This window comes from Cupriavidus sp. PET2-C1, from assembly GCF_054515855.1.
Genome location: NZ_CM137259.1, coordinates 2,887,358 through 2,902,438, shown reverse-complemented (window position 1 = coordinate 2,902,438; position 15,081 = coordinate 2,887,358). Strand labels below are relative to the sequence as shown.

12 protein-coding genes are annotated in these 15,081 nt (G+C 66.6%); 6 read left to right on the top strand and 6 right to left on the bottom strand.

Annotated features, from left to right (window positions below):
• Nucleotides 1–63: 63 nt before the first annotated feature.
• Complete coding sequence (gene fdxA / locus ACX12D_RS13150; protein ID WP_043347955.1) at nucleotides 64–387, bottom strand: ferredoxin FdxA; 324 nt, start codon at nucleotides 385–387, stop codon at nucleotides 64–66.
• Nucleotides 388–740: 353 nt separating this feature from the next.
• Here fdxA and ACX12D_RS13145 point away from each other — a divergent pair, with 353 nt between their 5' ends.
• The 6 genes from ACX12D_RS13145 (at nucleotide 741) to ACX12D_RS13120 (ending at nucleotide 7,442) form a co-directional block, all read left to right on the top strand.
• Complete coding sequence (locus ACX12D_RS13145) at nucleotides 741–1,274, top strand: hypothetical protein (protein WP_459371438.1); 534 nt, start codon at nucleotides 741–743, stop codon at nucleotides 1,272–1,274.
• An 89-nt stretch (nucleotides 1,275–1,363) separates the two neighbouring features.
• Nucleotides 1,364–2,542 (top strand): nicotinate phosphoribosyltransferase, encoded by a 1,179-nt coding sequence (pncB, locus tag ACX12D_RS13140; protein ID WP_459371437.1) that lies wholly within the window; start codon nucleotides 1,364–1,366, stop codon nucleotides 2,540–2,542.
• A 108-nt stretch (nucleotides 2,543–2,650) separates the two neighbouring features.
• Nucleotides 2,651–3,337, top strand: a complete 687-nt coding sequence (locus ACX12D_RS13135; RefSeq protein WP_459371436.1) for a LutC/YkgG family protein — start codon at nucleotides 2,651–2,653, stop codon at nucleotides 3,335–3,337.
• A gap of 177 nt (nucleotides 3,338–3,514) precedes the next feature.
• Complete coding sequence (locus ACX12D_RS13130) at nucleotides 3,515–4,933, top strand: sodium:proton antiporter (protein WP_459371435.1); 1,419 nt, start codon at nucleotides 3,515–3,517, stop codon at nucleotides 4,931–4,933.
• Between the two features lie 8 nt (nucleotides 4,934–4,941).
• Complete coding sequence (locus ACX12D_RS13125; protein ID WP_459371434.1) at nucleotides 4,942–5,940, top strand: 2-hydroxyacid dehydrogenase; 999 nt, start codon at nucleotides 4,942–4,944, stop codon at nucleotides 5,938–5,940.
• A gap of 32 nt (nucleotides 5,941–5,972) precedes the next feature.
• Nucleotides 5,973–7,442: a DNA recombination protein RmuC gene (locus ACX12D_RS13120; protein WP_459371433.1), complete on the top strand. Its 1,470-nt coding sequence runs from the start codon at nucleotides 5,973–5,975 to the stop codon at nucleotides 7,440–7,442.
• A 79-nt stretch (nucleotides 7,443–7,521) separates the two neighbouring features.
• On the opposite strand, the gene ACX12D_RS13115 is transcribed toward ACX12D_RS13120, so the two are convergent.
• The 5 genes from ACX12D_RS13115 to ACX12D_RS13095 all read right to left on the bottom strand — a co-directional run bounded on the left by ACX12D_RS13115 (nucleotide 7,522) and on the right by ACX12D_RS13095 (nucleotide 14,424).
• A complete protein-coding gene (locus ACX12D_RS13115; protein ID WP_006158586.1) occupies nucleotides 7,522–7,788 on the bottom strand; it encodes a hypothetical protein in 267 nt (88 codons plus the stop codon).
• A gap of 183 nt (nucleotides 7,789–7,971) precedes the next feature.
• Nucleotides 7,972–9,249, bottom strand: coding sequence for a molybdopterin molybdotransferase MoeA (gene moeA / locus ACX12D_RS13110; RefSeq protein ID WP_459371432.1), 1,278 nt, complete (start codon nucleotides 9,247–9,249; stop codon nucleotides 7,972–7,974).
• Nucleotides 9,250–9,284: 35 nt separating this feature from the next.
• Nucleotides 9,285–9,884, bottom strand: coding sequence for a molybdenum cofactor guanylyltransferase MobA (gene mobA, locus ACX12D_RS13105; protein ID WP_459371431.1), 600 nt, complete (start codon nucleotides 9,882–9,884; stop codon nucleotides 9,285–9,287).
• Nucleotides 9,885–9,938: 54 nt separating this feature from the next.
• The gene (gene moaA, locus ACX12D_RS13100) at nucleotides 9,939–11,063 is read right to left on the bottom strand and encodes a GTP 3',8-cyclase MoaA (RefSeq protein WP_459371430.1); all 1,125 of its coding nucleotides are present in this window, start codon (nucleotides 11,061–11,063) and stop codon (nucleotides 9,939–9,941) included.
• A gap of 214 nt (nucleotides 11,064–11,277) precedes the next feature.
• Nucleotides 11,278–14,424: an Rne/Rng family ribonuclease gene (locus tag ACX12D_RS13095; RefSeq protein ID WP_459371429.1), complete on the bottom strand. Its 3,147-nt coding sequence runs from the start codon at nucleotides 14,422–14,424 to the stop codon at nucleotides 11,278–11,280.
• Nucleotides 14,425–15,081 lie beyond the last annotated feature (657 nt).

Sequence of the window (15,081 nt, the reverse complement as noted above, 5' to 3'; positions counted from 1 at the left end):
GGCATTACGGGAAAGCGCGTGGGTGGGGACGGCTTTCTGACCTGTCTTTTGGTGTTGCAGGTATCAGCGTTGCAGGTACTGCAGCTTTTCGGCCGTGTCCTTCCATTCCTCGGCTTCGGCCAGCGGGGCCTTGGTCTTGGTGATGGAGGGCCAGTTGCGTGCGAGTTCGGCGTTCAGGTCGATGAACTGTTGCTGGTCGCCCGGCACGTCTTCCTCGGCGTAGATCGCGTTGACCGGGCATTCCGCCACGCACACCGCGCAGTCGATACACTCATCCGGGTCGATGGCGAGGAAGTTGGGGCCTTCGCGGAAACAATCGACCGGACACACGTCAACGCAGTCGGTATAGCGGCAACGGATGCAGGATTCGGTGACAACGTGAGTCATTTCGGTTCCAGAAAAACGGGATCGGCTTCGATGGGAATGGATTTGGCCTGTTGTGCCTTGCTCATCACGCCGGTGCGGGCCCAACCCAGCGTTCACCGGGTTCACCATACGCAGCGCGAGCGAAGGCCGTGGCCTATCAAAGACCGATATTGTAGCTGAGCCATAACGCTAGGGTAGTCGCTCTATATAGCCAGATCAGATAGTTTTCTTATTTCTTTATGTGCATTTGATCCAAGACAGTTGGCGTCACGCCTGCCGATGTGCTTATCTGGCCGGTGCGGCGTTGCCGTTGTATGCTGCCTGAGCTTGCCTGCGCGGTATTGCCGCGTGCCCAACCGAGTGAGGAGTGCGCCATGCCAAGACCAGTCCGGGAGTCGCCGCGCAGCTGCCGTTTCAGCCAGGCGGTGAGCGCCTTGCTATGCCTGGCGGCGCTGGCCACGCCAGCCGCGCATGCGCAGACGCTGGCCAAGGCCGGACCGCCGGATAGCGTGGTGGCCCGCCTGATGGCCTGGCGCACGATGAGCGACAGGCCGGTATCCCTGAGTGCGCTGGCGCTCTTTGACTGGGATGATTTCGGCGTGGTGGTCGAGGCGGCGGGGGAGGGCATGGCCAACTGCGGCCAGGCCGGCTTTCTGCCATGCGACGCCAGCCTGCAGCCCGAGCGCGGCACGCCGGTGCAGGTGCTGGTGTTCCGTCGCGGCACGCAGCGGGTCTACCAGGAGCGCATCACGGCCCGTTCGGCAACCTTCGCCGAACCGCTGCCCGCCGACGTGCCCCGGGCGCAGGCCACGCTGGTTGGCTGCCCGGGTTATCGCGGGCAGCTCCTGTGGTGCCTGCGCGGCAGCGCGCGGGGCCGCCAGCCCGATCCTTTCCTCGATGGCGCATGAGGCCAGTGTGGCCGATGCGGCTTCATAGCTTGAGCGCCGCGCTTTCGGGTAGCATGGCGCTCTGACCCGGCACTGCCGTTTGGCCCGACATGATCATTACCTCCTTGCTCGACACCGACCTGTACAAGTTCACCATGATGCAGGTGGTGCTGCATCACTTCCCGGCGGCACAGGTCGAGTACCGCTTCAAATGCCGCAACGCGGGGGTCGACCTGACGCCCTACGTGGACGAGATCCGTGAAGAAGTGGCGCAGCTCTGCCAGGTCCGCTTTACGCCGGACGAGCTGCAATACCTGCGCGAGCTACGCTTTATCAAGAGCGATTTCGTCGACTTCCTCGGCTTGTTCCACCTCAACGAGAAATACGTGACGATCGCGCCCGCCGCCCCCGGCAGTGGCGAGATCGAGATCACCATTCGCGGGCCGTGGCTGCATACCATCCTCTTCGAGGTGCCGTTGCTGGCCATTGTCAACGAGGTCTATTTCCGCCGCACCCAGCCGCAGCCCGACTGGAACGAAGGGCGCAAGCGCCTGGAAGACAAACTGGCCTTGCTGAAGATGCCCGCCCATGCGGACTGCGTGATTGCCGACTATGGCTCGCGTCGCCGTTTTTCGCGCGACTGGCAGGAAGAGGTGTTGCATACCATGCGCCGGGTACTCGGCCCGCAACTGGCCGGCACCAGCAATGTGCATTTCGCGCGCACGCATAACCTGGTTCCGCTTGGCACCATGGCGCATGAATACCTGCAGGCGTGCCAGGCCCTGGGGCCGCGGCTGCGCGACTCGCAGGTGTTCGCGCTGGAAGTCTGGGCCAAGGAATACCGCGGCGATCTCGGCATCGCCTTGTCCGATACCTATGGCTTTGACGCCTTCCTGCGCGATTTCGACCTGTACTTCTGCAAGCTGTTCGACGGCGTGCGGCACGATTCCGGCGACCCCATCGCCTGGGGCGAACGCATGCTGGCGCACTACGCCGCCAGCCGCGTCGACCCGCTGGGCAAGACGCTGATCTTTAGCGACAGCCTCGACATCCCGCGCGTGATCGAGCTGTACGAACGCTTTGGCGGGCGCTGCCGGCTTGCCTTCGGCGTGGGCACCAACCTGACCAACGATCTTGGCTACACGCCGCTGCAGATCGTCATCAAGATGACCCGCTGCAATGGACAGCCCGTGGCCAAGCTGTCGGACACGCCCGAGAAGACCATGTGCGACGATCCTGCCTACCTGGCGTACCTGCGGCAGGTGTTTGGCATCAAGGCGCCGGCGTAGCGTTCGCGTTCGATGCAAGCGCGCTGTCGCCGCAGCCTCCAGATCCACTAAGCCAATAGGCCAATAGGCCACCAAGCCTCCAAGCCGCCAACCTCCGGAAATCGACTCATGGACACCACCTCTGCCCGCGATCGCATCTTTGCCCGCATCCGCGCCGCCCAGGGCCGCGCGCCAGGGGTGAGCAACGGCGAGCGCGCGGCGGTGGCCGACTATCTCGCGCGCCATCCCGCCGGCCCCCGTCCGCCGGCGCCGGTGGACCGGATCCAGGCCTTCCACGAGCAAGCGCAGAAAATGGCCTCCACGGTGGAGCGGGTGGCCACGATGGCCGATGTGCCGGCCGCGGCCGCGCGCTACCTGGACAGCCTTGGCCTGGCCCGCCGCACCGTGGCCTGGGACACCCTGGCGGCACTGGACTGGCAAGGGCAGGGCTTGGCCGTGGAGTGCCGCCCGCCCATCCGCGATGCGCAGGCCGATCACGACCATGGCGACATGGTCGGCATCACGGGCTGCTTTTGCGCGATCGCCGAGACCGGCTCGCTGATGCTGCTGTCCGGCCCGCAGACCTTCGCTTCGGCGGCGCTGCTGCCGGAGACGCATATCGCGGTGGTGCCGGTCTCGCGCATCGTCGATGGCCTGGAGGACGCCTTCGCGCTGGTGCGCAGCGAGCGCGGGGAGCTGCCCCGTGCCACCAATACCATCAGCGGGCCTTCGCGCACCGGCGACATCGAGCAGACCATCGTGCTCGGCGCGCACGGCCCGTACCGCGTGCACGTGATCCTCGTCGAGCAGGACTGAGCGCGGCAGTCCAGGGCGTCCGGAATCGGCGGAGCCGTGCGGCGATTGCTTTACACTTGAGGGTCTCGCCGCGCGCCTGCGGCCCGCTTGCCGGGCCATTCGGGCTCGTGCGCTTTCTCCGCTCGCGGCCGCCATCAGGCCCGGGTGACGCAATCCGATACAAGGAGATCCCGCCCGATGCGACGTGCCGCCGCACTGCTACCCCTGCTGTTCACGCTGGCCCCGAGCCTGGTCCATGCCGCCGATCTCGACGGCGCCACGCTGTCGCCGATGTGGGCGTTGCCCTTCGCCGGCACCTTGCTGTCGATCGCGCTGTTCCCGCTGATCGCGCCGCGCTTCTGGCATCACCACTACGGCAAGATCATCGCAGCCTGGGCAGTGCTGTTCCTGGTACCGTTCGCGCAGGCCTTCGGCATGCATGCCGCCGCCGCCAATGCCGTGCACGCGCTGCTGTCGGAGTACATCCCCTTTATCGCGCTGATCGCCGCGCTCTATATCGTGGCCGGCGGCATCTGCGTGCGTGGCAACCTGCACGGCACGCCGCGCCTGAATACCGGCCTGCTGGCGCTCGGCACGGTGCTGGCCAGCCTGATGGGCACCACCGGCGCCGCCATGCTGCTGATCCGGCCGCTGCTGCGCGCCAACGACAACCGCAGGCATGTGGCGCACGTAGTGGTGTTCTTTATTTTCCTGGCGGCCAATGCGGGCGGCGCGCTGACGCCACTGGGCGATCCGCCGCTGTTCCTGGGTTTCCTGAAAGGCGTGGATTTCTTCTGGACCCTGCGCAACATCCTGCCTGAGACGCTGTTCATCTGCATCGCACTGCTGGTGATTTTTTATTTCGTCGATCGCCACTACTACCTGAACAAGGAAGAGGAGTTGCCGCAGACGGCGGACCCCACGCCCGATTCCGCGGGCATCCGCATCGAGGGCAAGCGCAATTTCGTGCTGCTGCTGGCGGTGGTGGGCCTGGTGCTGATGAGCGGGCTGTGGAAGCCCGGCATCGAGTTCAACGTGATGGGCACCATGGTCGGCCTGCCGGCGGCGGTGCGCGATGTGTTGCTGGTGGTAGTGGCGCTCGTGTCCCTGCTGATCACGCCGACCACGGCGCGCACGGGCAACGAATTCAACTGGGAACCGATCCTGGAAGTCGGCAAGCTGTTCGCCGGCATCTTCCTCACCATCATTCCCGTGATCGCCATGCTCAAGGCCGGCACCGACGGCGCCTTCGCCAGCGTGATCCGCATGGTCAGCGATAGCGGCGGCCAGCCCATCGACAGCATGTATTTCTGGGCCACGGGCATTCTTTCGTCCTTCCTGGACAATGCGCCGACCTACCTGGTGTTCTTCAATACCGCAGGCGGCGACCCCGCCACGCTGATGACGCGCGACGCCTCAACGCTCGCGGCTATCTCGGCCGGCGCCGTGTTCATGGGCGCCAATACCTATATCGGCAACGCGCCCAACCTGATGGTCAAGGCAATTGCCGAAAGCCGCGGCGTGCGCATGCCCAGCTTCTTCGGCTACATGCTGTGGTCGATCTGCGTGCTGGTGCCGCTGTTCCTGGTGATGACCTTTATCTTCTTCCGCGTGTGAGTGTGAGCATGACCAAGCCTTCCGTTCTCGTGACCCGCGCCGTCTTTCCCGAAGTGATCGACCGGCTCGCGCAGTACTTCGACGTCGACGACAACCAGCCGGACGTGACGCTGGATGGCGCCGCGCTCAAGGCGCGCCTCGCCGGCAAGTCCGGCGTGCTGGCCAATGCCGCGGACCGCATCGATGCCGGGCTGGTGGCCGGGCTGCCGGCCTTGCGCGCGGTCTGCAACATGGCGGTGGGGTACAACAACCTTGATGTGCCGGCGCTGACCGCCGCCGGGATCGTGGCCACCAATACGCCCGATGTGCTGACCGAGACCACGGCCGATTTCGGCTGGGCCTTGCTGATGGCGACCGCGCGCCGCTTGACCGAGTCCGAGCACTGGCTGCGTGCTGGCAAGTGGGAGCGGTGGAGCTATGACATGTTCCTCGGGATGGACCTGTACCGCAGCACGCTCGGCATCCTTGGCATGGGCCGCATCGGCCAGGCGCTGGCACGCCGCGCCGCGGGGTTTGGCATGTCGGTGCTCTATCACAACCGCAGCCGCCTGGCCCGTGACACCGAGCACGCGCTCAACGCGCGCTATGTCAGCAAGGCCGAGCTGCTGGCACAGTCCGATCATTTGCTGCTGGTGCTGCCGTATAGCGCGCAGAGCCATCACAGCATCGGCGCGGCCGAGCTGGCGCAGATGAAGCCGTCGGCCACGCTGGTCAACCTGGCGCGCGGCGGTGTGGTCGACGATGCTGCGCTGGCCCAGGCGCTGCGCGAACGGCGCATCTTCGCTGCCGGGCTCGACGTGTTCGAGGGCGAGCCGCAGGTCCATCCCGACCTGCTGACGGTGCCCAACGTGGTGCTGACCCCGCATATCGCCAGCGCCTCGGAGAAGACCCGCCGCGCCATGGCGGATCTGGCCGCCGACAACCTGATCGCCGCGCTCGGCGTGGGACCGCAGGCAGGGCAGCCGCCTTCCGTGATCAATCCCGAAGTGATGGCGCACCGCCGCTGATCTTTTCGCTGCCAACACCTGCCAACCTGTTCATGACCTTGATTTCTCTGTTGACCCTGGCCCTTGCACTGGCCGCCGTGCTGCTGCTGGTGGTGTTGCTGCTGCGACCCCGCGTGGCACAGGACGGTGCCGGCCCGGAGCTGCTGCGCCAGCTCGCCGACCTGCGCGCCGAAGGCGCGCGCGGCAACGAGCGCCTGGAGCGCGAGCTGCGCACCGAGGTGACCGAGAGCGCGCGCGTCGGCCGTGGCGAAGCCGGCCAGCAGATGATGCGTTTCCAGCAGGCTCTGTCCTCGCAGCTCACCAGTATCGCCACGCTGCAGAACAACCAGATCGACATGTTCGCGCAGCAGCTTGCCAAGCTGACCGAGTCCAACGCCCAGCAGCTCGAGCAGGTCCGGCAGAACCTGCTGCAACAGGGCCAGCAGGCGCGCGACGAGCAAGGCAGCGCGCTGCGCCGATTTGGTGACGGGCTGCAGCAGCAGCTGGCGCAGATGTCCGAGGGCAACGAGCGCCGCCTGGGCGAAGTGCGCGCCACGCTGGAGCAGCGGCTCAAGGAGATCGAGGTCAACAACGCGGCCAAGCTCGAGGAGATGCGCCGCACCGTCGATGAGAAGCTGCACGCCACGCTGGAGCAGCGGCTGGGCGAGTCCTTCAAGCTGGTCTCGGACCGGCTCGAGCAGGTGCACCGGGGCCTTGGCGAAATGCAGGTGCTGGCTCAGGGCGTGGGCGACCTCAAGCGGGTGCTGACCAACGTCAAGTCGCGCGGGACATGGGGCGAAGTGCAGCTGGAGATGTTGCTTGAGCAGGTGCTAACCGCCGAGCAGTACGCCAAGAACGTGGAGACGGTGCGCAATACCGGTGCGCGCGTGGAGTTTGCGATTCGCCTGCCGGGCAAGGACGCTGCCGGCGGGCAGGTGTGGCTGCCGATCGATGCCAAGTTCCCGAAGGATCAGTACGAGCGCCTGCTCGACGCGCAGGAACGCGGCGATGTCGATGGCGTGGCGCTGGCCGGGCGCGAACTGGAAGCCGCGATCAAGCGCGAGGCCCAGACGATCTCCGAGAAATACGTGTCGCCGCCGGCCACCACGGACTTCGCCATCCTCTTCCTGCCCACCGAGGGCTTGTATGCCGAAGTCTTGCGGCGCCCGGGGCTGGCCGACCTGCTGCAGCGCAATTTCCGCGTGACGGTAGCCGGGCCGACCACGCTGGCCGCGTTGCTCAACAGTTTGCAGATGGGGTTTCGCACCCTGGCGCTGGAGCGCCGCTCAAGCGAAGTCTGGGAGGTGCTGGGCGCGGTCAAGACCGAGTTCGGCAAGTTCGGCGATGTGCTGGCCAAGACCCGCGACACGTTGGAACGCGCTGCCCGCAACATCGAGCAGGCCGAGGTGCGTACGCGCCAGATGGAGCGCAAGCTGCGCACCGTGGAAGCCCTGCCGGGCGAGAACGCGCAGGAACTGCTCGGCCTGGCCGCCGTGGCGGATGACGAGGCCGCAGGCGGTTGAGGGACAAAGAACGCTGGCGCCGGGCAAAAAAAAAAGCGCATCGATTCGATGCGCTTTTTACGTTTTGGCGGCTGGCCGTTCAGGACAAGTCGCGGATTGTCACCTCGATGCCGCCGAAACGCGCTGCCACCCAGTTGTAGGCCTTGCAGGCGAGCCAGAGCAGGCCGAAACCGATCAGCGCATTGAGAATCAGTGCGGTGAAGACGGTGATGCCGGGCAGGTCGCCATAGCGGATAAAGGCCACGAACAGGCCCAGCGAGACGATGGGTACCGAAAAACACAGGTACACGAGCACGAGCGCGCGGGCGGTTTTGACCGGGTGGAGGTACGCAATCTCCTGATTCATGACAGCTTGGGCAGTAAGCAAAGTAATGTTGCGCAAGTGTATCCAATGGGGGAGGCGGCGCATAGTCCGGCACTCGCGGGGTACGGAAAACCGCCAATATGCTTGCGAAACCCCGGCAAAACTGCTGCACAAAAACGACACAAAGGTGCAGCCAGCGTACCGTGGCGGGCTTTCTGCCAGCGCTTACATCAGCCCGTCGAACAGCATGACTTCGACCTCGTCGCCGGCGGCGACCATGCCCTGTTCGTGGCCCAGCACGATGAAGCAATTGGCCTCGCTCATCGAGCGCAGCACGCCCGAGCCCTGCTGCCCGGTGATGCTCACCTGCCAGCCGCCCTCCGGGGCCGGCGCCAGGATGCCGCGCTGGTATTCGGTGCGGCCAGGTTTCTTGCGGATCGCCTGGGCGCTGCGCACGCGCATCAGCGGCAGGGGCGCCACCTTGGCGCCCATCTGGCGGTGCAGGGCGGCCCGCACGAAGTGATAGAACGTCACCATCACCGCCACCGGGTTGCCTGGCAGGCCGAACAGCAGCGCTTCGCGGCCGTGGGACGCAATACGGCCGAAGGCCATGGGCCGCCCGGGGCGCATGGCGATCTTCCAGAAGGTCACATCGCCAAGCTGGGCCATGATCTGCTTGGTGTAGTCGGCTTCTCCCACCGAGACGCCGCCCGAGGTGATGACCGCGTCGGCGTTTTCGCACGCGCTGCGGAATGCCGCTTCGAGCGCGGCGGGATCGTCGGGCACCACGCCCATGTCGATCAGGTCGACGTTCAGCCGCCGCAGCATGCCGTGCAGCGTGTAGCGGTTCGAGTCGTAGACGCAGCCCGCATCGAGCGGCTCGCCAATGGAGCGCAGTTCGTCGCCGGTGGAGAAGAACGCCACGCGCAGGCGGCGCCGCACCTTGACTTCGGCCACGCCCAGCGACGCCAGCAGGCCAAGGTCGGCCGGCTGCAGGATGCGTCCGGTGGCCAGTGCCGGCTGGCCGATGGCGAGGTCCTCGCCGCGCAGGCGGCGGTTGTCGCCGGCCCGTACCGCCTTGGCGTCAAAGCGAATCCGCTCGCCTTCGACGTCGACGAATTCCTGGGGAATCACGGTGTCGCAGCCGGCCGGCATGATGGCGCCCGTCATGATGCGCGCAGCCTGGCCGCGCGCGACCGCTTGCTCGCAGGCAGCGCCGGCAAAGGCGCTGCCGACCACCGTCAGGGTCACGTTGCCGCCCGCGGCCAACTCGCTGCTGGCGAACGCATAGCCGTCCATGGCGGAGTTATCGTGCGCGGGCACGTCCAGCCTGGAGATGACGTCTTCGGCCAGCACGCGGTCGAGCGCCGTGCGCAGGGCGACCTGCTCGGTGCCCCTCACGGGCTCGACCACCTCGCCGATGATCTGGTTGGCCTGCGCCACCGGCAACGCACCGGGATCGTAGTCGGACAGGCAGGAAATAACAGATTGTAGTGATGGCATGGACCGTTCCCGGGGCAGCGGCCTGGCTTGGGTTGTCAGCGCGCTTCGAGCGTGCGCAACTCATCCAGGGTATTGATATTGGCGAAGGCGCCGGCGTCTTCGAACAGCACTTCGGCCAGGCGGTGTGAGGCGGCCCAGGTTTCGATCTTGCGGCCGCCGCCGTTGAGGAAAGCCACCAGGCCGTCGAGTGCCGTGACCGGCATCAGGCAAAACACCGGCTGGACCTGCCGGCGGCCATCCGCGTCGATGGTGACCGGGATGGCCATCTCGGCGCCTTGCGCGTCGATCGCGCTCGCCAGGCGCACGGCCAGGTCGGATGGCAGGAAAGGCGAGTCGCAGGGGGCGCTCAGCATCCAGCCCGTCTGGCATTGCTCCAGCCCGGCCAGCATGCCAGCCAGGGGCCCGGCGAAGTCCGGCACCGAATCGGTGACCACCGGCACGCCGAAGGACTCATACGCGGCCAGGTTGCGGTTGGCGTTGATCAGCATGCCGCCGGTCTGTGCGGACAGGCGCATCAGCGTATGCATCGCCATGGGCGAGCCGCGAAACGGCTGCAGGCCCTTGTCGGTGCCGCCCATGCGGCTGCCCCTGCCGCCGGCCAGGATCAGGCCGGTAATGTCTTCGCGAGAAATCATCGGGGGGATGGGAGGATTGGATATTGGGTGATGGGTTGGGCGGGGCGGCTGTCGTCAGCCGCCAATATAGGACATCTCGATCTTGTTCTCGGCACGCGCCTGCCGCACCGCGGGGTCGCTGCGCTGTTCCGAGTAGCGATCGGTGCGCCCTTGCCAGACCCCGGCAATGGCGTTGGAGATTTCCAGGTCGGTATGCTCGCCGCGCAGCAGCGCGCGCAGGTCGTAGCCTTCGGTGGCGAACAGGCACAGGTAGAGCCGGCCTTCGGTCGACAGGCGGATGCGGCTGCAGTCGCCGCAGAAGGCGCGGGTGACGCTGGAAATAACGCCGATCTCGCCGGCGCCATCGCGGTAGCGCCAGCGCTCGGCGGTTTCGCCGCTGTAGTTGGCTGGGATGGCTTCCAGCGGGAAGGCCTCGTGGATGCGGCGCACCACGTCGGCCGAGGGCAGCACCTCATCCATCTGCCAGTGGTTGCTCGCACCCACGTCCATGAACTCGATAAAGCGCAGGATGATGCCGCTGCCGCGGAAATGCGCGGCCATCGGCACGATCTCCCCATCGTTGGTGCCGCGCTTGACCACCATGTTGACCTTGATCGGCGCCAGCCCGGCCGCCTGGGCGGCCTCGATGCCGTCCAGCACATCGCGCACCGCGAAGTCGACATCGTTCATGCGGCGGAAGGTGGCGTCGTCGATGGCGTCCAGGCTCACGCTCACCCGCGTCAGGCCCGCATCGCGCAGCGCGCGCGCCTTGCGGGCCAGCAGCGAGGCGTTGGTGGTGAGGGTGAGGTCCAGCGGCTTGCCAGACACCGTGTCGATGCGCGCCAGCATTTCCACCAGCTTCTCGATGTTCTTGCGCAGCAGCGGCTCGCCGCCGGTGAGGCGGATCTTTTCCACGCCGTGCGCAACGAAGAGGCGAGCCGCGCGCTCGATTTCCTCGAAACTCAGCAACTCGGAGTGGGGCAGGAAGGTGTAGTCCTTGTCGAACACTTCCTTGGGCATGCAGTAGACGCAGCGGAAATTGCAGCGATCCGTGACCGAGATGCGCAGATCATGGAGCGGCCTGCCGCGCGTGTCGGCAACCAGCCCGGATGGTGCGGCGAGCACGGCCGGAATGCTTGGCGTCATCGAGCGGTAGCGATGATCGCGCAGGTCGAAAATGGGAATGACGGATTCGGTCATGGCCTGGGGGCGTGGCAGTGCGGGTGACGGGCGGCTCTGGCGCGATTGCACAGGGCAGCATCGCCCGTTCCGGGCACCATCTTTCGGGTGCCATCTATTTGTCATTCTAGCCGAGCCGGGCATGGTACCGCCGGCATCACCCTGGACAAAGCGCGCAGGCATGAAAAAGGGACGGCATCGCCGTCCCTTTCCTTGCTACCCGCGAGGGTGCCGCTTACTTCTGCGGCGTTCCAGCGGTATCGCCACCGGTTTCGACCAGGATCATCGGACCTTCAGGCAACGGCGGCAGAGGCTTGCGCTCCCGCACGACGCGCGCTGCCGGCGGGATGCTGGCAGCCGCTTCCTGCGCTGCGCGCAGCTTGCTGGTGTCGGTGTTGACCCATTCCAGGCCAGCTGATGCCAGCATCGGCTGCAGGCTTTCGATCGCCACCGGGGCTGCCGGGGCTACAGGGGCCACGGGGGCTACCGTTGCCACCGGGGCAGCGGCCGGCACTTCAACGGCAGGCGCCACGACAGCAGGGGCTTCCACGACAGCTTCGGCCACAACCGGAGCCGGTGCCGGCTGGTAGGCGGCCGGGCTTGCTGCGATCGTCTCAACCACCGTTTCAGCCACTGGCTCGGCAACCGTTTCGACGATCGGCGCAGCGACCGGCGCCGAGATCGGCGCGGCTTGCACGACCACCGGCTCCGCCGGCGGTGCCACGGGCTGTTGCGTCACTACGGCAGCTTCGGCGGGCTGGTAAGCCGGAGCGCTCGGTGCGCTTTCGGCAACCGGCACGGCAGCGGCTTCGATCGCTGGCGCTTGGGCGACCACAGCCGGGGCGGCGGCCTGGGTGCTTTCGCGCACTTCCGCCGTGTACTCGCCTTCCGCGCTTTCCGCGCCTTCGGTTGCCTGGGCGCCGTCGTCGCGTTCGCGGCGATAGCGGTTGCGGCCACGGCGATTGCGGCGGCGGCGTTCTTCGCCTTCACCGTTCTCGGCGCCTTCCGTGCCTTCCGGCAGGTCGGTGCGTGCGTTGTCGGCGTCATCGTGCGAGGCAACCGCTGCGGCTACGGCCGGCGCTGCTACGACAGCTGCGGCGGTCGCGGCTACGGCTTCGGCAGCCAGGCCTTCGGTGGCTTCGCCTTCGCGCGGCGCGTCACCTCGTTCACGCTGGCGGTCGCGCTGGCGCTCGCGGCGTTCCTGGTTGCGGTCGCGGCGGCCTTCGCCACGGCCTTCCGTACGCTCGGCCGGTGCGCCTTCGGGTTGACGGGCCGGCTGGACTTCCAGTGCGGCCTGGCGCGGGGCGCGGCTGCTGCGCTCGCCGCGTTGTTCGCCGCGCTCGCCACGTTGTTCGCCACGTTCACCGCGCGCTTCGACGCGCTCGCCACGCTCCGCGCGCTGTTCGCCGCGGTCCGCGCGCTCGCCACGTTCCTGGGGTGCGCGCTCGCCGCGCTGGCCACGGCCCTGGCGGTCGCCACGTTCGCCGCCGCGCTCGCCACCGCGTTCGCCGCGCTGGCCACGGCCTTCACCGCGTTCGCCACGTTGGCCGCGTTCGCGACGGCTCTCAGCGCTGCGCTGCTCCGCATCAACCGGCTTGGCCGGCTCGACGGCGGGCGCTGCGGGCTTGGCGCCGAACAGGTTCTTCAGCCAGCCGATGAAGCCACCGCCGACCACCGGCTGGGTAGCCGGCACCGGACGTGCGGCTGCCGCCGCGGCTTCCGGGCGCGGGGCGCGCTCGGCGCGCGGCACCGAGACGGGTGCCGGCTGTTCCGGGGTGATGCCCTTGACGGCAGCTTCCTGGCGCGGCTTGGCGTCTTCCTTCTTGCGGCTGCTGTAGCTGGTGTCGGCTTCCAGTTCCTTGGCGGCAGCCTCGGCCATCTTGTAGCTGGCCATGCTGTCTTCCAGGCGCGGGTCGTCGTGGCGCAGGCGCTCCAGCTTGTAGTGCGGGGTCTCCAGGTGCTTGTTGGGGATCAGCAGCACGTTGACCTTGAAGCGCATCTCGATCAGGTTGATGTCCTGGCGCTTCTCGTTGAGCAGGAACGCAGCCACTTCCACCGGCACCTGGCAGTGGATGGCGGCGGTGTTTTCCTTCATCCCTTCTTCCTGGATGATGCGCAGGACCTGCAGGGCGGAGGATTCGGTATCCCGGATATGGCCGGTGCCGTTGCAGCGCGGGCAAGTGATGTGCGAGCCTTCCGACAGCGACGGGCGCAGGCGCTGGCGCGACAGCTCCATCAGGCCGAAGCGGCTGATCTTGCCCATCTGCACGCGGGCACGGTCATGGCGCAGGGCATCCTTCAGGCGCGTTTCCACGTCCTTCTGGGCCTTGCTGGCTTCCATGTCGATGAAGTCGATCACGATCAGGCCGCCCAGGTCGCGCAGGCGCAGCTGGCGGGCGATTTCGTCGGCGGCTTCGAGGTTGGTGCGCAGCGCGGTTTCCTCGATGTCGGCGCCCTTGGTGGCGCGGGCCGAGTTCACGTCCACCGAGACCAGGGCTTCGGTGTGGTCGATCACGATGGCGCCGCCCGAGGGCAGCATCACCATGCGCGAATAAGCCGACTCGATCTGGTGCTCGATCTGGAAGCGCGAGAAGAGGGGGACGTCGTCCCGGTACTTCTTCACGCGGTTCATGTTGTCGGGCATGACCACGCTCATGAAGGCGCGGGCCTGCTCGTAGATTTCGTCGGTGTCGATCAGGATCTCGCCGATATCCGGCTGGAAGTAATCGCGGATGGCGCGAATCACCAGGCTGGACTCGAGATAGATCAGCAGCGGGGCCTTGTTGTCGCCGGCGGCGCCGTCGATGGCCTTCCACAGTTGCAGCAGGTAGTTCAGGTCCCACTGGAGCTCTTCGGCCGAGCGGCCGATACCCGCGGTGCGGGCGATGATGCTCATGCCCTCGGGCACGGCCAGCTGGCCCATGGTCTCGCGCAGTTCCTGGCGGTCCTCGCCCTCGATGCGGCGCGATACGCCGCCGCCGCGCGGGTTGTTGGGCATCAGCACCAGGTAACGGCCGGCCAGCGAGATAAAGGTGGTCAGCGCCGCGCCCTTGTTGCCGCGCTCTTCCTTTTCCACCTGGACGATCAGTTCCTGGCCTTCATGCAACGCGTCCTGGATGCGCGCGTTGCGCACGTCCACGCCTTCCTTGAAAAAGGCGCGTGCGACTTCCTTGAAGGGCAGGAAGCCGTGGCGTTCTTCGCCGTAGTTGACGAAGCAGGCTTCCAGCGAGGGCTCGATCCGGGTGATGACACCCTTGTAGATGTTGCCCTTGCGCTGTTCGCGCCCGGCGGCTTCGATGTCGATGTCGATCAGCTTCTGACCGTCGACGATGGCGACGCGCAGTTCCTCTTGCTGCGTCGCGTTGAAAAGCATGCGTTTCATCGCATTACCTCACTCAATGCCGCGGATTGCACCGGCATGCGGTGCCCGCGGCGTTCGTTCCGTGGAGCACGCGAGGGAGCGAGTGAGGGCGCGAGAATTGCCGAAAGCGCCGTCGCGCAAATGAGCGCGGCCGGCTGGGCACGGGTGAAAGAGAGGTAACGACGTCGAAAGCGCCGTCCGCATGGTCGGAGAGAACGCCGGTGTGCTGCTTTGCGCAGCGACCCAGCGGGTTTCCGGCTGGCATGGCGGCGGCGCGGGCGCAAAGAGGCGCCATCGCACCGCGGCCGGCCGCGGAAGGGCTAGACGCGTCAAAGAGCAAGTTTGTCGTCACGGCAATGCTGCTTCGCTTCCTGACATCTCCTGGCGGGCGCACCTACTGCTTCTTGGAGTTCTGCGACCGGGCGCCGGTATAACCAGTCAGGCGGCGTTGGAAGCATGCCGGCGGCACCGTTTCCCGGTGCGGGCGGGACTTCTCTCACCAGAGTGGATGCCGGGTGGGCATCCACTATCAAATTCTGTTCTACCTGAACACTACTCCCACGTGACCGCCGTCAGCGCCGAAGTTGCCTTTGGGCGACTTCCTGCGCGGGCGATACCGTGCGTGCTGCGTTTTTGCTGCCATTTACCAGCCCCGGGCTCGCGTGGTACGCAAAGAAG